Here is a 17,935-nt window from a genome sequence, read left to right as displayed (position 1 = left end):
CATGCAACTCGTACAAACCACACGCGATGCATTGCTGAAACCGCTGTCGACTGTGGCGGGCATCGTCGAAAGACGCCATACCCTGCCCATTCTTGCGAACATCCTGATGCGCAAGGAAGGCAACAAGGTTGCCTTCATTGCGACCGACCTGGAAGTGCAGATCACCACGCACGCCGACTTTGGTGTCGGCCAGGACAACGAGTCCACCACGGTGGCCGCGCGCAAGCTGCTGGACATCCTGAAAGCCCTGCCCGATACCGGCGACGTGCGCCTGGCCCTGGCCAGCAACAAGTTGTCGGTGCAGTCCGCCAAGAGCCGCTTTGCGCTGCAGACGCTGGCCGCCAGCGAATTCCCCACCGTCGCTCAGCCCGAGCAGTGGGACGTGTCGCTGACCATGCCGCAGCGCACCCTGCGCCACCTGTTCAACATGGTGCATTTCGCCATGGCCCAGCAGGACATCCGCTACTACCTGAATGGCATGCTGCTGGTGTTTGAACCGGGCCGTGTGCGCGCCGTGGCCACCGACGGCCACCGCCTGGCGCACTGCTCGACCGAAGCCGACGGCATCGCCGAGCGCCACGAAGTCATCGTGCCGCGCAAGACCGTGCTGGAAATGCAGCGTTTGCTGGAAGACTCCGACGAGACCGTCTCCATCGACGTGGCGCCGGGCCAGATCCGTTTCCGTTTTGGCGACGTCGAGCTGGTCTCCAAGCTGGTCGAAGGCAAGTTCCCCGATTTCACGCGCGTGATTCCCACGAACTACACGCGCCATTTCCTCGTTGGCCGCGAAGCGCTTCAGGGCAGCCTGCAGCGCGCCGCCATCCTGACCACGGACAAGTTCAAGGGCGTGCGCCTGCAACTGGCGCAGAACCAGATGAAGATCTCGTCCTCGAACGCCGAGCAGGAAGAGGCGCAGGAAGAAATCGACATCGACTACAGCCATGAGGCGCTGGACGTGGGCTTTAACGTCGGCTACCTGCTCGACGTGTTGTCCAACGTGAAGGTCGACAACATCCAGTGGTCGGTCATGCCCGATGCCAACGCGTCGGCGCTCATCACCCTGCCCGAAGACGACCAGTTCAAGTACGTCGTCATGCCCATGCGGATCTGATCCGCACTCCCCCCGTGGGTTTGTGCCGCTTGCGGACCGGTTGGTCCGCGGGCGGTCCGGCCGCCAGGCCGTTCTTTAAAGCGTTATCGATACAGACATGTCAGATCAGCAGAACACCACTCCCGAGACCAGCGGCTACGGCGCTGACTCGATCAAGATGCTCAAGGGGCTGGAGGCCGTGCGCAAGCGCCCCGGCATGTACATCGGCGACACGTCCGACGGCACGGGCCTGCACCACATGGTGTTTGAGGTCGTCGATAACGCCATCGACGAAGCCCTGGCCGGCTATTGCGACGATATCGTCGTCACGATCCACACCGACAATTCCATTTCCGTCACGGACAACGGCCGCGGCATCCCGACCGATATCCACAAGGACGACGAATTCCACCGCAGCGCGGCCGAAATCGTCATGACCGAACTGCACGCCGGCGGCAAGTTCGACCAGAACTCGTACAAGGTGTCCGGCGGCCTGCACGGCGTGGGCGTGTCCTGCGTGAACGCACTGTCCGAATGGCTGCGCCTCACCATCCGCCGCAATGGCCAGGTGCACCAGATGGAATTCCGCCAGGGCGAGCGCGTGGCGCCCCTGGCCGTGACCGGCACGACCGACAAGCGCGGCACCGAAGTGCGCTTCTTGGCCGATCCGATCATCTTCAACAACATCGAATACCACTACGAGATCCTCTCCAAGCGCCTGCGCGAGCTCTCGTTCCTGAACAACGGCGTCAAGATCCGCCTGATCGACCAGCGCCAGGGCAAGGAAGAGAACTTTGCCTTTTCGGGCGGCGTGAAGGGGTTCGTCGAATACATCAACCGCGCCAAGACCGTGCTGCATCCGAACGTGTTTTCGGTCAGCACCGAGTCCGCGGCCGGCGGCGTGTCCGTGGGCGTGGAAGTGGCGATGCAGTGGAACGACAGCTACAGCGAAAGCGTGCTGTGCTTCACGAACAACATCCCGCAGCGCGACGGCGGTTCGCACCTGACCGGCCTGCGCGCCGCGATGACGCGCATCATCAACAAGTACATCACCGACAACGAACTGGCCAAGAAGGCCAAGGTCGAGACGTCCGGCGATGACATGCGCGAAGGCCTGGCCTGCGTGTTGTCGGTGAAGGTGCCCGAGCCCAAGTTCAGCAGCCAGACCAAGGACAAGCTGGTGTCCAGCGAAGTGCGTCCGGCCGTTGAAGAAGCCGTGGCCCGCACGCTGGAAACCTGGCTGCTCGAACATCCGAACGACGCCAAGGCCCTGTGCAACAAGATCGTCGAGGCCGCCCGTGCCCGCGAAGCCGCGCGCAAGGCGCGCGAGATGACGCGCCGCAAGAGCGTGCTGGAAGGCGCCGGCCTGCCCGGCAAGCTGGCCGACTGCCAGGAAAAGGACCCCGCGCTGTGCGAGCTGTACATCGTCGAGGGTGACTCCGCAGGCGGCTCGGCCAAGCAAGGCCGCGACCGCAAGTTCCAGGCCATCCTGCCGCTGCGCGGCAAGGTGCTGAACGTCGAGAAGGCGCGCTTTGACCGCCTGATCGCCAGCGAACAGATCGCCACGCTGATCACGGCGCTGGGCACCAGCATCGGCCCGGACTTCAACGTGGACAAGCTGCGCTACCACCGCCTCATCATCATGACCGACGCGGACGTGGACGGCGCGCACATCCGCACCCTGCTGCTCACGCTGCTGTACCGCCAGATGCCCGAGCTGGTGCAGCGCGGCTACGTGTACATCGCCCAGCCGCCGCTCTACAAGGTCAAGGTTGGCCGCGAAGAGCGCTATCTGAAGGATGACCAGGAAGAAGCGCAGTTCATGCTGACGCTCGCCCTGAAGGACGCCGAGATCATCTCGGGCGGCAACATCATCCGCGGCGAAGAGCTGAACGACCTGGCCCGCCAGTACGTGGCGGCCGACGGCGTCATCGCCCGTCTGTCGCGCGTCTTCGACGTGGGCGCGCTGTCGGCCATGGCCGAAGGTGTGGAGATCAACCTGGACACGGCCGAATCCACCGCCGACTCCGCCAAGCGGCTGGCCGACGCCATGCGCGATCCCATCAACGGCAACGGCGTCGAGGTCGTGCCGCAGTTCGACGAGGCCACCGAGCGTCATCGCCTGTCCGTGCAGCGCATGCACCACGGCAACGTGCGCGTCAGCATCATCGATGCCGACTTCATCAATGGCTCGGATTACGCCATCCTGTCCAAGGCCGCCAAGAGCTTCCTGGGCAAGGTCGGTCCGCGCTCGCTGGCCGCTCGCGGCGAAGGCGACAAGCGCAAGGAGCAGCCGGTGTCCGACTTCCGCGAGGCCATGCAATGGCTGCGCAGCGAAGCCGACCGCAGCATCTCCAAGCAGCGCTACAAGGGTCTGGGTGAAATGAACCCCGAGCAGCTGTGGGAAACCACGATGGACCCGAAGGTGCGCCGCTTGCTGCGCGTGCAGATCGAGGACGCCATCGCGGCCGACGAAGTCTTCACCACGCTGATGGGCGACGACGTCGAACCGCGCCGCAACTTCATCGAAACGCACGCGCTGTCGGCGGGCAACATCGACGCCTGATCGCACGCCTGCTTGGGTCACCGAAGGCCAGCCCCGCAAGGGCTGGCCTTTGGTTTTGTGGCCCGGCGCGCCGGGTGCCGCAAGGGGTGTCCCGGGGCGCATCCGCAAACAAAGGAAGAGAAGATGGGAAATCGGGCCTGGTTGTATCTGTGCTCGGATCACGAGAGCGCGCCGCCCGCTGAGATCGCCAGCGCGAATGGCAATCTGCCCACGTTGTGGCACGTGCTGCTGGCGCAGGGCGAGTCCGACGCGTTGCCCGAATTTCAGGACATCCTGTATGTGGGCGAGGCGGCGACTGTCCGGGCAGATGCGCGAGGCGCGCATGCGCGCCTTGCTGAACTGGCGGCGTTCATGCGGCTGCATGCGGAACGCGAGGGTGCGACGCATGTGCGGCAATTCGATGCCGCCGTGCTTTACCTGGACGCGCTGATCGATGAATGCGAAGAAGGCGACTTGTGGATAAGCGCGAACCTGCGTGAATTGTCGTGGTTGCACGAAGGGGATGGGCAGGCCTACGCGCGGCACGTGCGCATCGTGAGCAACGAGCGCTGGCGCGCGTTGCAGCAAGGCATGGTGGCTGGTGATTCGGCCGCCGTTTGCCAGCTGCTTGACCTGCAGGATGCCAATGACGCGTCCGGGTGGGCCTGGCGCTTCGGATTTGGCGGGCTGTCACATTCCTATTTCCACGAACAGGAGCCGGTCCGTGAGGTCGGCTTTGAGGAGTACGTGGCGGACGGCGGCGCCGATGACGACGACGACGCCTGGCTAGGCGGCGGGTTGTACCGCTACCGTGTGGACAAGTTGTGGGGGCTGCGGGCGGTCGATCCGGATGCCGACTCCGAAGACGATTGCTGGCTGCCGGTGATGGCGCCGCAGTGGGATGCGATCTGGCGCAGTGGCGCGTCCGATGAGGGCGTGCTGTGGATAAGCCGCGAGGGCCGCACCGGGCTGCTGCAGGTCACGCAGAACGTTGCGCGCGTGCTGGTGGCGCCGCGTTTTGACGCCGTGTGGGATTTTGAAGAAGACGTGGCCAGCGTTCAGGTGGACGACAAGGTCGGTCTTATCGCCGCAGATGGCCGTGAAATCCTGCCGCCGTCGCTGGACGAGGCCTGGAACTGCGCGCAAGGCCTGGTGGTGGCGCGCGTGGGAGATCGGCTGGGCTTTGTGGACAAGTTGGGTGGCTGGGCGATCGCGCCGCGCTTCGAGGATGCGGGGTCGTTCTGCCCCGGGGGCCTGGCGCCAGCGTTCGAGGCGCAGGCCTGGGGTCTTGTCGACCGGCGCGGCGGATGGGTGGCGGCGCCCGAGTGGGAGGACGTTAATTGGGACGAGGACCTGCACGCGTTCATTACCGAGCGCGATGGGATGCAAGGGCTGATCGACGCGTCGGGACGCCCCGCTCTGGATGCGTGTTTTGCTGCGCTCGCGCCGCTGGACACCGCGGCGGATTCCGCCGAGCTGTGGACAAGCGGCCTGATGCGGATCAGCGTGCGGACGCAGAATGAGCGGCGCGGTGTGGTGGATGGCCAAGGCGTCGTGCGGGTGCCGATCGTTTACAGCGATCTCGGCGAGGTGAGCTGGCTGCCATCGGAATTGCCCGGCATCCCGGAGCCCGCACCTGAAGGCCAGGCGGGGCGCTATGCGCGGATCCTGGCCAATGCGGGTCAGGATGACGATGGCGACGAGACATGGGCCGAGGGCGTCTACGACATGGCCGAGGGCCGCGAGGTGTTGGCCTGCCGGCATGTGCTGACGTTCGGGTTGGCGTGGGACGGCGGGTATGGGTGGCTGGCGCTGCAAGCGGCTGGGGCGCCGTGCCCTCACAACGTGGACGGCCTCTACGTGGGCGTGGCGCGGGCCGGGGGCGACTGGCTGCATGCACCAGTCTACGCCTGGATTGGATCGCCGGAATCTCTGCAGACGGCGGCGGGCGTCTACAACGGCCCGCCGGCGATTGTCGAGCGTTGGAACAACGGCGAGCCGGTGCGGGCCATGCAAGGCGATACGGGTGAGCTTGTGATGCTGCACCGTAATGGCCGGGTGACGCCCGCCTAGGCAGACACCGTCTCCACGTACATCACTGCCGCGTACAGCTACCGCGGCGGTCGCGCCTTCAGATCCCCCATCTCTTCCTGCATGAGCTGGTGCGCGTAGCGCGAGAACACCGTGACCAGACGGGTGCGCGTGTGATACGGCGGATACAGCAGCGCCACTGTGACCGGCACCGCCGGACTGAAGGGCCGGACTTCCACGCCGTTGGCTTCGTATTCCTCGCGTGCGGCCAGCGGGTTGATCAGCGCCACGCCCAGGCCCGCGCCCACCAGCGCGCAGACCGACGAACCCAGTCCGGCCTCGGCCACCGTGTGGCGCTCGACCTTGGCGGATTTGAAGACGGCGTCGATCTTTTCGCGCAGCGGCGTGCCGCTGGGAAAGGCGATGAAGGGCTCGCCCGCGAAGTCGGCGGGCTTGAGCTTTTTCAGTTTGGTCAGGCGGTGTCCGCGCGGCAGCACGGCCACGCAGCTCATCGTGAGGACGGGTTCGACCTGGATGCCGGGGGTTTCACCCGACAGCATGGCCAGGCCGGTGTCGCAGAAGCCCGAACTGATCCAGTTGTGGACCGTGCTGGCGTTCCCCGAGTGGATCGCCACCATGACCTCCGGGTACTCGGTCTTGAAGGCGGCCACGATGCGTGCCAAGAGGCCGCCCGCCAGGCGCGGCATGGCGGCCACGCTCAGGCGGCTGGCGCTGAACGAGCGGATGCTGGCCGCCGCCGACTCCAGGCCGGCCAGGCCGATGAAGGTCTTTTCCACCTCCTGAAAGAAGCGCGACCCGTCCTGGGTTGGACTGAGCCGGCTGCCGTTGCGGTCGAAAAGGGGAAACTGGGTGATGGCTTCCAATTGCGCAATTAAGCGGCTAACGTGCGGCTGCGAGGTATGCACTCGACGAGCTGCTGCCGTCATGGAACCGGTCATCATGACGGCGCGGAACGCCTCGATGTGTCGCAAGCCCATCCGGGGAATAGCCATGTCAAATCCGTATAGAGGAATACTTGATTGGAACTGGATAAAACCATACTGCTAGTTGATACTTTTTGCCAGCCGCGGGGCTCATCGCGGGACGCGGCGGTCACCAGCAAGCCTGGATCCGCCGATCGTGAACATAAACACGCGCCGCACGCACGGCGCCAAGGGAATCAGATGAAAGCACTTGCCGCGATCTCCGTCGCCGCCACCCTTCTGGGCAGCGCCGCGACGGCACATGCCGAAGGTCCCAGCCGTCTGGACAAGATCCGGGAAACCGGCGTCATCACGCTCGGCCACCCCGAGACGTCGGTGCCGTTCGCGTACCTGGACGGCAATCAGAAGCCCATTGGCTACACGGTCGAGATCTGCGAGGAAGTTGCCAAGTACGTGCAAGCGGCGCTGAAGCTGCCCAAGCTGGAAGTGCGCTACAACCCGACGACGTCGGCCACGCGCATCCCGCTGCTGGCCAACGGCACGATCGATCTGGAATGCGGCAACACCACCAACAACGAAGCGCGCCACAAGCTGGTGTCGTTCGCGCCCACGACCTTCGTGGCGCAAGTGGTGCTGGTGGCACGCAAGGACGGCGGCGTGGACCCCAATGACCTGTCCTCGTTCCGCGGCAAGACCATCGCGGCGCAGGCCGGCGGCCAGACGTTCAAGCTGATCTCGCAACTGAATGCGCAGGGCAACCTGGGCATTTCGATGGCGCCCACCAAGGACACCGCCGAAACCATCCTGATGGTGGAATCGGGTCGCGCGGCCGGTTCGGCCAACGACGACGGCATCGCCTACGGCGCGGTCGCGTCGTCCAAGAACCCGGATGCGTTCGTGATTGGCAAGAAGGGCCTGGAAATGGCGCCCTACGGCATCATGCAGCCCAAGGACGATCCGAAGTTCAAGAAGGTCGTCGACGACGCCGTGATCGATCTCATGAAGACCGGAAAGGTCGCCGCGCTGTACGACAAGTACTTCAATTCGCCGATCCCGCCCAAGCAGATCAACCTGAAGTACCCCATGAGCGACGCGCTCAAGCGCGCGTTGGCCAACCCCACCGACTCCGGCGATCCCAAAGCCTACGAGTAAGCAGCATGCCGCGGGGCGCAGCGCGCGCCCGCGGCGCATGAAGGGGCAAGGACGCCGGCAACGACCGGCGCCGCGATCAAGGGCGAGTGCATGAATTACAACTGGAGTTGGAGCGTCTTCCTGGAGATGTCGCCGGACGGCGTGCATACCTTCCTGGAGACGATCCTGATCGGCGTGGGCTGGACGCTTGCGCTGGCGTTGACGGCGTGGGTGTTTTCGCTGCTGCTGGGATCCTGGCTGGGCGTGATGCGCACGGTGCAGTCGCGCCTGATGAATGCCATCGGCGCCACCTACGTGGAACTGTTTCGCAACGTCCCGCTGCTGGTGCAGATGTTCCTGTGGTATTTCGTGCTGCCCGAATTGCTGCCGCATGCCTGGGGCCTGGCGATGAAGCAGATGCCGCAGCCCTGGGGGCAGTTCGTGCCCGCGGTGCTGTGCCTGGGTTTTTACGGATCGGCGCGCGTGGCCGAGCAATTGCGTGCCGGCATCCAGTCGCTGCCGCGCGGCCAGTTTCAGGCGGGGACCGCCCTGGGCCTGACCGAGGCGCAGGTCTATCGCCACATCATCCTGCCCGAGGCCTATCGCATCGTGCTGCCGCCGCTGACCTCGGAGTTCATGGGCACGATCAAGTATTCGTCGGTGGCGCTGACCATCGGCCTGCTGGAGCTCACCGGACAGGCGCGCTCGATGGCGGAGTTCAGCTTTCATATCTTCGAGGCGTTTTCGGCCGCGACGGTGATCTACCTGATTCTGAACGGCATCGTCGTGCTGGGGATGCGCACGCTCGAGCGCCGCGTGGCGGTGCCCGGCCTGATCGGCACGGCGGCAAAGTCGCCTGCGGGATTGGGGCGCTAGCATGGGCAAATTCGATTTCGATGTGATCTGGGGCGCGCTGCCGTACCTGTTCCAGACTGGCATGACGTTCACGCTGACCCTGACCGTGCTGGCGGCGGTGATGGGGCTGGCGTTGGGCACGCTTCTGGCGATGATGCGGCTGTCGCGCTACAAGATCCTGTCGGTGCCGGCGGGCATCTACGTGAACGTGATGCGCTCGATCCCGCTTCTCTTGGTGATCTTCTGGTTCTACTTCCTGATGCCGTACATCGCGGCATGGGTCGTGGGATCGCCCACGCCGCTGCGCGTGGGGGCGTTCAATTCGGCGGTGATCACGTTCACGCTGTTCGAGGCCGCGTACTTCTGCGAGATCATGCGCGCCGGCATCCAGTCCATTGCACGCGGCCAGGTGTCGGCCAGCATGGCGCTGGGCCTGAACCATTGGCAAGGCATGCGGTATGTGGTGCTGCCGCAGGCGCTGCGCAATATGGTGCCGGCGCTGCTCACGCGCGTCATCATCCTGTTTCAGGACACCTCGCTGGTCTACGTGCTGTCGCTGACCGACTTCCTGGGCGCGGCGTCCAAGATCGGCCAGCGCGACGGACGGCTGGTCGAACTCTATCTCTTCGTGGCGGTGGTGTATTTCGTGATTTGCTTCACGGCATCGCGTCTGGTCAAGCATCTGGAAAAGCGCACGCGCGTGCTGCGCTGAGCCGTCCAGGTTATCCACAGGTTCAACGATGCAACTCTCTTCCAATCCTCCGATGATCGAGATCCGCCAGGTCAGCAAGTGGTACGGCGACTTCCAGGTGCTGGACGAATGCTCGACCACGGTGCGCCGCGGCGAGGTCGTGGTGGTGTGCGGTCCGTCGGGATCGGGCAAGTCGACGCTCATCAAGACCGTGAACGCGCTCGAGCCCTTCCAGAAGGGCGAGATCGTGGTCAACGGCGTGTCCGTGGGCGATCCGCGCACCAACCTGCCCAAGCTGCGCGCCGTGGCCGGAATGGTGTTCCAGCACTTCGAGCTGTTCCCGCACCTGTCGGTGACGGAAAACCTGTGCCTGGGCCAGATCAAGGTGCTCAAGCGCGGCAAGGACGAAGCGCGCCAGCGTGCGCTTGCCCTGCTCGAGCGCGTGGGCCTGTCGGCGCACAAGGACAAGCATCCTGGCGAACTGTCGGGCGGCCAGCAACAGCGCGTGGCGATTGCGCGCGCGCTGTCGATGGACCCGGTCGTGATGCTGTTTGACGAACCCACGTCGGCGCTGGACCCCGAGATGGTCAACGAGGTGCTGGACGTGATGACCGACCTGGCGGGCGAAGGCATGACCATGATGGTGGTGACCCACGAGATGGGATTCGCGCGCCGCGTCGCCGACCGTGTGATCTTCATGGACAGCGGCAAGATCGTCGAGGACTGCCAGAAGGAGCAGTTCTTCGGCAACGTCGAGGAACGTGCCCCGCGCACGCGCCAGTTTCTTTCCAAAATTCTGCAGCACTGAACGCCATGACCCAGCGGACTCCCGCCGAACCTCCCCCACCGCCCGTCGACCTGCGCAGCGACACGGTCACCCACCCGACCGCGGCCATGTACGAGCGGATGCGCACCGCCCCCATCGGCGATGACGGCCTGGACGGCGACCCCACCGTGCGCGAGCTGGAAGCCTGTGTGGCGGCCAGCCTGGGCAAGGAAGCGGGCCTGTTCGTGCCAAGCTGCACGATGGCCAACCTGCTGGCCGTGCTGGCGCAGACGCAGCGCAGCGAGCAGGTGGCGCTGGAATCGACCGCCCACATGTACACGTCCGAACGCGGCGCGGCCACGTTCACGGGACTGTTCTATCAAGGCGTGCCGGGCACCGCGGGCGCGATGGACCTGAACCGGCTCGAGGACGCCCTGCTGACCGGCGGGCACCGGCTCAAGACCGCGCTGGTGGCGATGGAGACGTCCCACAACAACGCGGGCGGCACCGTGCTGCCGCTGGACCACATGCAGGCTGTATACGGCATGGCGCGCGCGGGCGGCGTGCCGGTGCACCTGGACGGGGCGCGGCTGTTCAACGCGGCCGTGGCGCTGGGCGTGCCGGCCAGCGAGATCACCCGCCACACCGATACGGTGTCCCTGTGCCTGTCCAAGGGCCTGAGCGCGCCGGTGGGCGCGGTGCTGGCCGGCAGCCAGGCGGTGGTGGCCAAGGCGCGCTCGCTGCGCCGCATGCTGGGCGGCACACAGCGCCAATCCGGCATCATGGCCGCCGCGGGCCTGGAGGGCGTGCAGCACATGAGCGGCCGGCTGGCCGAAGACCACGTGCGGGCGCGCCGCCTGAGCGACGGCATCAACAAACTGGCCCCGGCGCTGACGGCCACGGTGCCGCAGACCAACATCGTGCAGGTCGAGACCGCGGATACCGGCATGACCAACGCGCAGTGGGTCTCGGCCCTGCAGGCGCAAGGTGTGCTGACGCGCCCCTGGGGCCGCACACGGCTGCGTTGCGTCACGCATCGGCACATCGGCGATGCCGATATCGATGCGGCCGTCCAGGCGTTTGCCGCGGTGCTGGACGCGCGCTGATTCAGCCGGCTTTGGGGTGGGCGATGCGATAATGCCCCGCATGTCGACCCCCACTCATCTTTCCCGAAAAGACTATTTCTGCGCCCTTGCGGTGGTGGTCATCTGGGGCCTGAATTTCGTCGTCATGAAGGTCGGCATGCGGGGCCTGTCTCCCATGATGCTGGGCGCGTTGCGATTCGCGCTGGCGGCCTTCCCCCTGATCCTTTTCGTGCGCATGCCGCGGCTGCCGTGGCACTGGGTCGCGGCCTACGGGCTGGTCCAGGGGCTGGGCCAGTTTGGCCTGCTGTTTACGGCGTTGAACTTCGGCATGCCCGCCGGCATGGCCTCGCTCGTCATCCAGACCCAGGCGTTCTTCACGCTGCTGCTGGCCGCGCCGGTCCTGCATGAACGGGCGCGGCGGCATCACTGGTTCGGTCTTGGCGTGGCGGCGATGGGTCTGGCCGTCATTGCCGGGGGGCGCGGCGAAGGGCCCGGGCAGATGACGATGCTGGGCTTTGTGCTGACGCTTGGCGCCGCGTTCATGTGGGCGGTGTCGAACATGATCGTGCGGCTGGCCAGCCGCAAGGCGCCCGGCTACGACCCCTTCGCATTCATTGCCTGGAGCAGCGCCGCGCCGGTGCTGCCCTTCCTGGCGCTGGCCGTGCTGATCGACGGCTGGGAGCCGGTGGTGGGCATGGTGACCGGCATCGGCTGGGGCGAGGCGCTATCGGTGCTGTACCTGGCGGTGCTGGCGACGTTGCTGGCCTACACGTTGTGGACGCAGCTGCTGTCGCGGCACCCCGCCGCAAAGGTTGCGCCGTTCTCGCTGCTGGTGCCGGTGGTGGGGCTGTGGGCCGCGTCCATGGCCTTCGGCGAGCGCCTGCAACCGCTGCAATGGCTGGGCGCTGCCTGCGTGCTGGCCGGGCTGGTCATCAACCAGGTCGGCGGACGCTGGATGCGCTCGCGCTGACGCCGTCAGCCCTTGCGGCATGGCCGTCTCGTCCGGCCGGATTACATCGTGCCGGCTAGGGCGGCGCTGTTCAAAGTTGTTCGAAGCGGATGTAACGCTTATCGGTGTACTCCCGTCGCGTGATGATTTCCTGCACGGACGCGCCGGGCGGACCGCGCCGCAGCCATTCCAGCATATGGTCCACCTGGTCGGGCGTGCCCTGAACCAGCGCTTCGACCGTGCCGTCCAGCATGTTCTGCACCCAACCCTTCGCGCCCAGCATGTGGGCGCGCCGCACCGTCGCGTGACGGTATCCCACGCCTTGGACCGTGCCGCTGACGGTGACGTGGACGGTTTCGATATGGGAATCGGCCTTAGGGTCTTGCATGGTTTTTCCTTCGGATGATGCGCCGCCACGCACGAGATACGTAGGCGGAATCGGCTACAGCGGATGGTCTATAGGCCCGGCGGGCTTCGAAGCGATACGTTAGAGCACATGTCAAAACGTGCCAGCTTAGAAATACCCATTACCGAGAGCTTGGAGAAGCCATTATGGAAGAGACCAGTTTGTTGTCGGATGCCGAGACAGCGCGCTACAGGGATCAGGGCTACCTGGCCTTGAAGGACATGTGCCCTCAGGATGAGGTCGGCTACATCCGCAGGACGCTGCTGGACTTGTTCGCGAACAAGACGGGTTACAACGAGGGCGCGCAGTATGACTTCGTCAGCCGCGACGACCCGACCAAGCCCGCCAAGTTTCCCAGTCTGCATGATCCGCGCCATTATGCCCCGGGCCTGTTGAAGACGGTTTACCACGAACGCACGCTGGAACTGGCGCGGCAGCTGCTGGGCCCGCAGGCGGCGCTCTATGGCGAGCACGCGTTGCTCAAGCCCGGCCCGCACGGACCAGAGACGCCGTGGCATCAGGACGAAGCGTTCCGTTCGCCGGACTTCGTCTACAACGAATTGAGCATCTGGCTGGCGCTGCAGCCGGCCACCGTCGAGAACGGCTGCATGCAGTTCCTGCCGGGTTCGAACAAATGGGACGTGCTGGAGCACCGTTCGCCGGGAGGCGACAAGAGCCTGCATCCGCTGGAATGCTGCGGCGATTTTCCGCGCGAACAGGCCGTGGCCGAGCCGCTCGATCCGGGCGGCATCACGGTGCACGACGCGCGCACGCTGCACTTCACGGGGCCCAACACCTCGCAGACGCCGCGGCTGGCGTACATCCTGATCTACAACACGCCGCCGGTCTATAAGCCCGGGCGCCGCGAATTCCCATGGCTGGAGGGCCGCTGGACCGACAGCCAGACGCGCAAGAAGCAATGGCACAAGCGCGGCGGGCTGGCGGTGGACGTGATGCGCCGGCTGCCAGGCGCGCGGCTGACCAGCCCGCGCTGGGTCGCATGGGCGACCATCCGCGCGGTCACCAAGGTGTGGCCGCGCTAAGGCTGGGCGTGCAGGGACCGTAGAGTCTTTGCGCAGGGGGGCGAACGGGGCCGGCAAGCGACGCTTGCCGGCCTCGGCGCGTATACTGGGCGGCGCTGGCGCCCCCCTATCACTCCACAGACACTATGACCGCTAACCTTTCTACGATCACCTGCATCGAAGATTTGCGCGTCGTCGCGCAGAAGCGCGTGCCGCGCATGTTCTATGACTACGCCGATTCCGGCGCCTGGACAGAAGGCACCTACCGCGCGAATGAAAGCGACTTTCACAAGATCAAGCTGCGCCAGCGCGTGGCGGTGAACATGGAAGGCCGGTCGCTGCGCACCACGATGGTGGGCCAGGATGTGGTGATGCCGCTGGCGATTTCCCCCACCGGCCTGACCGGCATGCAACACGCCGACGGCGAGATCCTGGCTGCCAAGGCCGCCGCCGATTTCGGCGTGCCCTTCACGCTGTCCACGATGAGCATCTGCTCGCTGGAAGACGTGGCGCAGGCCACCGGCAAGCCGTTCTGGTTCCAGCTGTACGTGATGCGCGACCGCGAGTTCGTCGGCAACCTGATCGACCGCGCCAAGGCCGCCGGCTGCTCGGCGCTGGTGCTGACGCTGGACCTGCAGATCCTGGGCCAACGCCACAAGGACATCAAGAACGGCCTGTCGACGCCGCCCAAGCCCACGCTGCGCAACCTCATCAACCTGGCGACCAAGCCGCGCTGGTGCATGGGCATGTTGGGCACGAAGCGCCGCACCTTCGGCAATATCGTCGGCCACGCCAAGGGCGTGAGCGACCTGTCGTCGCTGTCGTCCTGGACGGCCGAGCAATTCGATCCGCGCCTGAGCTGGGACGACGTGGAATGGATCAAGCAGCGTTGGGGCGGCAAGCTCATCATCAAGGGCATTCTTGACGTCGAAGACGCGCAACTTGCCGCCAACAGCGGCGCCGACGCGCTCATCGTCAGCAATCACGGCGGACGCCAGCTGGACGGCGCCATGTCGTCCATCGCGGCCTTGCCTGCCATTGCCGATGCCGTGGGTTCGAAGATCGAGGTGTGGATGGACGGCGGCATCCGCTCCGGCCAGGACATCCTGAAGGCCGTGGCGCTGGGCGCGCGCGGCACGATGATCGGCCGCGCCTTCCTGTATGGCCTGGGCGCGTATGGCCAGGCCGGCGTGACCCGCGTGCTGGAGATCCTGTACAAGGAAATGGACACGACGATGGCGCTGTGCGGCCGCCGCACGATCGAGCCTGGCGACCGCAGCATCCTGCTGCCGGGCACGTACCCGACCTGATTGCAGACGCGCAGGACAAAAACCCGGACCGCCAGCGTGTCCGGGTTTTTTTATGCGCCGATGCCGGCGCTGGCTACGTCCCGTTGCCGGTGCCCAGAAACTGGCTGGGCCGGCGCAACGCGGGATCGAAGGGATTGATCTGCGCGCCCACCGCGTCGGCCTCGCGCCGCAGCATTTCCACGATCAGCGGCAGGCGTTCATCGCTGATGCGTTCGATGGGCGCCGCCACGCTCAGCGCCGCGACCGTGACGCCGTTGGGATCGTAGACCGGCACGGCCAGCCCGGCGATGTTGGGAAACACGCCCTGCCCCTGGCTGCGCGCGTAGCGCAGTTCCAGGCATTCCTTGATGCGTACGCGCATCGAGATCTCGTCCACGAAGCCCAGATGATGCAGGCGCGGAATGTTAAAGCGCATGACCTCTTCGCGCTCGGCCTCGGGCAGGCTGGCCAGCAGCACCAGGCCGCCCTGTCCCATGCCGAGCGGCACGCGCCCGCCGATGTCGCCCGTGTGCGAGCGCACCGGAAATGCGCCATCCACGCGGTCGACGCAGACGGCGTCAAAGCCGCTGCGCACCAGCAGAAAAATGGTGTCGTTGAGCATGCCGGACAGCCGCAGCATGGCGGGGCGGTACAGGGTGCGCAGGCTGGACTGGTGGGTGCCGGCGGCTGCGGCCAGCGAAAAGAAGGCGACGCTGAGCTGATACCCCTTGCTTTGCGCCGGCTGCTCCACCACGCCCTCCTGCATTAGCCCTTGCAGCACCCGATGCACCGTGGCCTGCGCCTGCCCCGTGCGGGCGGCGATATCCGTCAGGCGCAGCTTTTCGCCCTTGGCGTCGGCCAGCACGCGCAGCACCGCGAACGCCCGCTGCAGCACGCCCTGGCCTGCGAAATCCTCCGAAGCTTCTGATTTCTTCATTCTTCAGTTCCGATAATCAAAATAGTCAGATGCATTTTTATCAAGAAATTCAGTCTAACGGAATTACTAGATAAAAAATTCGATTCTTCGGAAAACCCTAATTGCCCTGCATTTTTGCGGCTCCTAGACTGCCCCCATCGATCAAGCAGCTGGGGTGAAGTCAAACCCCCCGGCGGCGCAAGGCCCGGATGGGTCACGGGGTGTGGAACATGGCATTTCTGCGGCTGGACAACGTCTCCAAGAACTATGGCGACCTGCGTGTCGTCTCGGACCTGAACCTGTCGGTCGACAAGGGCGAGTTCGTCTCCCTGCTTGGCCCCTCCGGTTGCGGCAAGACCACCACGCTGCAGATGATTGCCGGCTTTGCCGACGTGACCTGCGGCACCATCACGCTGGACGGGCGCGACATCACGCACGCCAAGCCCAACACACGCGGCCTGGGCATCGTCTTCCAGAGCTACGCGCTGTTCCCGCACCTGACCGTGACCGACAACGTCGCCTTCGGCCTGAAGATGCGCAAGGTCGAACGCGCCGAGCGCCAGGACCGCGTGCGCGAGGCGCTGGCGCTGGTCAAGCTGGACAAGCATGCGGACCGGTTCCCGCGCGAACTGTCGGGCGGCCAGCGGCAACGCGTGGCGCTGGCGCGCGCGCTGGTGATCCGCCCGCCCGTGCTGCTGCTGGACGAGCCGCTGTCCAACCTGGACGCCAAGCTGCGCGAGGACATGCAGTTCGAACTGCGCAGCATCCAACGCAAGATCGGCACCACGACCGTCATGGTCACGCACGACCAGGCCGAAGCCCTGTCCATCAGCGATCGCGTCGTGGTCATGCAGGACGGCCGCGCCACGCAGGTGGACGCACCCTATCGCATGTACGAGCACCCGCAAACCGAGTTCATCTCGCGCTTCGTGGGCAAGACCAATCTGCTCGCCGGACGCGTGACGCGCTGCGGCGCGCAGGCAGAAGTCCAGACCGGCGCGTTGAGTCTCCTGGTCGACGGCGAAGGCCTGCGCCACGGCGACAGCGTGCAGTTGTCGCTGCGGCCCGAAAAGCTGGTGCCGGTGCCGTCCGGGCAAGGCAAGCTTGCCTGTGTGGTCAACACGCGCTACTTCCTGGGCAGCCAGTGGATGTACGACCTGGATTCGCCCGTGGGGGCGCTGACCATCCTGACGCCCAACGACGGCCGCCGTCCGCACGACGACGGCGAAGCCATCGGGCTGGACTGGGCGGACGGCGTGCTGCGCGTGCTGCGCGCGCCCGCCGCGGCGGTGGCGGCGGACTGACATGGCGACGCTCACGCAACGCGGCGCTGCCGCCAGCCTGCCCAAGCCGCGCAACGACGGCCTGCTCGCCATCCTGGGATCGATCCCGCTGGCGCTCGTGTTCCTGACGCTGGTGCTCACGCCGCTGGCGCTGACGTTCGTCTTGTCCTTCCGGCCGTTCGATTACGCCGCGGGCATCCAGCCGGGCCACACGCTCGAACACTACCTGGCGGTGGTCACGGACAGCTATTTCATCGAGATCTTCTGGCGCACCTTCTGGATTGCCGGCGTCACCACGCTGATCTGCGTGCTGATCGGCGCGCCCGAAGCCTACATCCTCTCGCGCATGGGCAAGCCCTGGCGCTCGATCTTCCTTCTGGTGGTGCTGTCGCCGCTGCTGATCTCGCTGGTGGTGCGCGCGTTCGGCTGGAGCATGCTGCTGGGCCCGGGCGGACCGCTGGGCAAGGCGGCAGCCGCATTGGGACTGGGAACGCTGCTCTACACGCCCACCGCTGTCATCATCGGCCTCGTGCACGTCATGCTGCCCTTCATGGTGATCCCCGTCTGGACGTCGCTGCAGAAGCTGGACCCCACTGTCGAGCATGCGGCGCTGTCGCTGAACGCCTCGCGCTTTCAGACGCTGACGCGCATCGTGCTGCCGCAGGCAATGCCGGGCATCCTGTCGGGCAGCCTCATCGTCTTCGGCCTGTCGGCCAGCTCGTTTGCGATTCCCGCGCTGCTGGGCGGACGTCGCCTGAAGATGGTGGCGACGGTCGTGTACGACGAGTTCCTGACCGAGCTGAACTGGCCGCTGGGCGCGGCCATCGCGATCGTGCTGCTGATCGTGAACGTGATCGTCATGATGGCGTACAACCGCGTCGTCGAACGCTCTTACCGCCGCAGCCTGGGCTGAGCCGCGCAAGGAATCGAAC

At 65.7% G+C, this 17,935-nt stretch carries 16 protein-coding genes; 13 read left to right on the top strand and 3 right to left on the bottom strand.

All coding sequences use genetic code 11. The features are described 5' to 3' along the window. Nucleotide 1 precedes the first annotated feature (1 nt). From dnaN to FBY20_RS10970, 3 genes are all read left to right on the top strand, one after another. Nucleotides 2–1,111 (top strand): DNA polymerase III subunit beta, encoded by a 1,110-nt coding sequence (gene dnaN, locus FBY20_RS10980; RefSeq protein WP_056327779.1) that lies wholly within the window; start codon nucleotides 2–4, stop codon nucleotides 1,109–1,111. A gap of 97 nt (nucleotides 1,112–1,208) precedes the next feature. Beyond that, on the top strand, nucleotides 1,209–3,656 hold the full coding sequence (gene gyrB / locus FBY20_RS10975) for a DNA topoisomerase (ATP-hydrolyzing) subunit B (protein ID WP_142052122.1): 2,448 nt from the start codon (nucleotides 1,209–1,211) through the stop codon (nucleotides 3,654–3,656). Nucleotides 3,657–3,779: 123 nt separating this feature from the next. Continuing rightward, nucleotides 3,780–5,708: a WG repeat-containing protein gene (locus FBY20_RS10970; protein ID WP_142052119.1), complete on the top strand. Its 1,929-nt coding sequence runs from the start codon at nucleotides 3,780–3,782 to the stop codon at nucleotides 5,706–5,708. A 38-nt stretch (nucleotides 5,709–5,746) separates the two neighbouring features. On the opposite strand, the gene FBY20_RS10965 is transcribed toward FBY20_RS10970, so the two are convergent. Next, the gene (locus FBY20_RS10965; protein ID WP_142052116.1) at nucleotides 5,747–6,679 is read right to left on the bottom strand and encodes a LysR substrate-binding domain-containing protein; all 933 of its coding nucleotides are present in this window, start codon (nucleotides 6,677–6,679) and stop codon (nucleotides 5,747–5,749) included. Between the two features lie 171 nt (nucleotides 6,680–6,850). Here FBY20_RS10965 and FBY20_RS10960 point away from each other — a divergent pair, with 171 nt between their 5' ends. From FBY20_RS10960 to FBY20_RS10935, 6 genes are all read left to right on the top strand, one after another. Then, complete coding sequence (locus FBY20_RS10960) at nucleotides 6,851–7,762, top strand: amino acid ABC transporter substrate-binding protein (protein WP_142052114.1); 912 nt, start codon at nucleotides 6,851–6,853, stop codon at nucleotides 7,760–7,762. 90 nt (nucleotides 7,763–7,852) lie between these two features. Then, nucleotides 7,853–8,617: an amino acid ABC transporter permease gene (locus FBY20_RS10955; protein WP_056327648.1), complete on the top strand. Its 765-nt coding sequence runs from the start codon at nucleotides 7,853–7,855 to the stop codon at nucleotides 8,615–8,617. A 1-nt stretch (nucleotide 8,618) separates the two neighbouring features. Beyond that, nucleotides 8,619–9,308 (top strand): amino acid ABC transporter permease, encoded by a 690-nt coding sequence (locus FBY20_RS10950; protein WP_056327649.1) that lies wholly within the window; start codon nucleotides 8,619–8,621, stop codon nucleotides 9,306–9,308. A 52-nt stretch (nucleotides 9,309–9,360) separates the two neighbouring features. Then, nucleotides 9,361–10,095, top strand: a complete 735-nt coding sequence (locus tag FBY20_RS10945; RefSeq protein ID WP_142055896.1) for an amino acid ABC transporter ATP-binding protein — start codon at nucleotides 9,361–9,363, stop codon at nucleotides 10,093–10,095. Between the two features lie 5 nt (nucleotides 10,096–10,100). Beyond that, entirely contained in the window at nucleotides 10,101–11,159 is a 1,059-nt protein-coding gene (locus FBY20_RS10940) for a low specificity L-threonine aldolase (RefSeq protein ID WP_142052111.1), read from the top strand. 40 nt (nucleotides 11,160–11,199) lie between these two features. Continuing rightward, complete coding sequence (locus tag FBY20_RS10935) at nucleotides 11,200–12,108, top strand: EamA family transporter (RefSeq protein ID WP_056327652.1); 909 nt, start codon at nucleotides 11,200–11,202, stop codon at nucleotides 12,106–12,108. Between the two features lie 70 nt (nucleotides 12,109–12,178). On the opposite strand, the gene FBY20_RS10930 is transcribed toward FBY20_RS10935, so the two are convergent. Continuing rightward, nucleotides 12,179–12,475, bottom strand: coding sequence for an acylphosphatase (locus FBY20_RS10930; protein ID WP_056327653.1), 297 nt, complete (start codon nucleotides 12,473–12,475; stop codon nucleotides 12,179–12,181). Between the two features lie 164 nt (nucleotides 12,476–12,639). On the opposite strand from FBY20_RS10930, the gene FBY20_RS10925 reads away from it, so the two are divergent. Together FBY20_RS10925 and FBY20_RS10920 are read left to right on the top strand one after the other, a co-directional pair. Continuing rightward, nucleotides 12,640–13,536, top strand: coding sequence for a phytanoyl-CoA dioxygenase family protein (locus FBY20_RS10925; protein WP_128829683.1), 897 nt, complete (start codon nucleotides 12,640–12,642; stop codon nucleotides 13,534–13,536). A gap of 125 nt (nucleotides 13,537–13,661) precedes the next feature. Continuing rightward, nucleotides 13,662–14,825 (top strand): alpha-hydroxy acid oxidase, encoded by a 1,164-nt coding sequence (locus tag FBY20_RS10920; RefSeq protein ID WP_056327655.1) that lies wholly within the window; start codon nucleotides 13,662–13,664, stop codon nucleotides 14,823–14,825. Between the two features lie 73 nt (nucleotides 14,826–14,898). On the opposite strand, the gene FBY20_RS10915 is transcribed toward FBY20_RS10920, so the two are convergent. Beyond that, nucleotides 14,899–15,741 carry an IclR family transcriptional regulator gene (locus tag FBY20_RS10915; protein ID WP_142052108.1) on the bottom strand — a complete coding sequence of 281 codons (843 nt, stop codon included), beginning with the start codon at nucleotides 15,739–15,741 and terminating at the stop codon, nucleotides 14,899–14,901. A 209-nt stretch (nucleotides 15,742–15,950) separates the two neighbouring features. On the opposite strand from FBY20_RS10915, the gene FBY20_RS10910 reads away from it, so the two are divergent. Both FBY20_RS10910 and FBY20_RS10905 read left to right on the top strand, forming a co-directional pair. Beyond that, nucleotides 15,951–17,024, top strand: coding sequence for an ABC transporter ATP-binding protein (locus FBY20_RS10910; protein WP_062839312.1), 1,074 nt, complete (start codon nucleotides 15,951–15,953; stop codon nucleotides 17,022–17,024). 1 nt (nucleotide 17,025) lies between these two features. Continuing rightward, complete coding sequence (locus FBY20_RS10905) at nucleotides 17,026–17,916, top strand: ABC transporter permease (protein WP_142052105.1); 891 nt, start codon at nucleotides 17,026–17,028, stop codon at nucleotides 17,914–17,916. Nucleotides 17,917–17,935 lie beyond the last annotated feature (19 nt).

Source organism: Achromobacter sp. SLBN-14 (assembly GCF_006715415.1).
GTDB lineage: Bacteria > Pseudomonadota > Gammaproteobacteria > Burkholderiales > Burkholderiaceae_B > Achromobacter > Achromobacter mucicolens.
This window is presented reverse-complemented; position numbering and strand designations above follow the sequence as displayed.

What these genes read in the sequence shown, in the direction of transcription:
- FBY20_RS10955 (WP_056327648.1), top strand. Translation starts at nt 7,853, where the DNA reads ATGAATTACAACTGGAGTTGGAGCGTCTTCCTGGAGATGTCGCCGGAC.
- FBY20_RS10960 (WP_142052114.1), top strand. Translation starts at nt 6,851, where the DNA reads ATGAAAGCACTTGCCGCGATCTCCGTCGCCGCCACCCTTCTGGGCAGC.
- FBY20_RS10940 (WP_142052111.1), top strand. Translation starts at nt 10,101, where the DNA reads ATGACCCAGCGGACTCCCGCCGAACCTCCCCCACCGCCCGTCGACCTG.
- FBY20_RS10925 (WP_128829683.1), top strand. Translation starts at nt 12,640, where the DNA reads ATGGAAGAGACCAGTTTGTTGTCGGATGCCGAGACAGCGCGCTACAGG.
- FBY20_RS10910 (WP_062839312.1), top strand. Translation starts at nt 15,951, where the DNA reads ATGGCATTTCTGCGGCTGGACAACGTCTCCAAGAACTATGGCGACCTG.
- FBY20_RS10935 (WP_056327652.1), top strand. Translation starts at nt 11,200, where the DNA reads ATGTCGACCCCCACTCATCTTTCCCGAAAAGACTATTTCTGCGCCCTT.
- FBY20_RS10970 (WP_142052119.1), top strand. Translation starts at nt 3,780, where the DNA reads ATGGGAAATCGGGCCTGGTTGTATCTGTGCTCGGATCACGAGAGCGCG.
- dnaN (WP_056327779.1), top strand. Translation starts at nt 2, where the DNA reads ATGCAACTCGTACAAACCACACGCGATGCATTGCTGAAACCGCTGTCG.
- FBY20_RS10920 (WP_056327655.1), top strand. Translation starts at nt 13,662, where the DNA reads ATGACCGCTAACCTTTCTACGATCACCTGCATCGAAGATTTGCGCGTC.
- gyrB (WP_142052122.1), top strand. Translation starts at nt 1,209, where the DNA reads ATGTCAGATCAGCAGAACACCACTCCCGAGACCAGCGGCTACGGCGCT.
- FBY20_RS10905 (WP_142052105.1), top strand. Translation starts at nt 17,026, where the DNA reads ATGGCGACGCTCACGCAACGCGGCGCTGCCGCCAGCCTGCCCAAGCCG.
- FBY20_RS10945 (WP_142055896.1), top strand. Translation starts at nt 9,361, where the DNA reads ATGATCGAGATCCGCCAGGTCAGCAAGTGGTACGGCGACTTCCAGGTG.
- FBY20_RS10915 (WP_142052108.1), bottom strand. Translation starts at nt 15,741, where the DNA reads ATGAAGAAATCAGAAGCTTCGGAGGATTTCGCAGGCCAGGGCGTGCTG.
- FBY20_RS10950 (WP_056327649.1), top strand. Translation starts at nt 8,619, where the DNA reads ATGGGCAAATTCGATTTCGATGTGATCTGGGGCGCGCTGCCGTACCTG.
- FBY20_RS10965 (WP_142052116.1), bottom strand. Translation starts at nt 6,679, where the DNA reads ATGGCTATTCCCCGGATGGGCTTGCGACACATCGAGGCGTTCCGCGCC.
- FBY20_RS10930 (WP_056327653.1), bottom strand. Translation starts at nt 12,475, where the DNA reads ATGCAAGACCCTAAGGCCGATTCCCATATCGAAACCGTCCACGTCACC.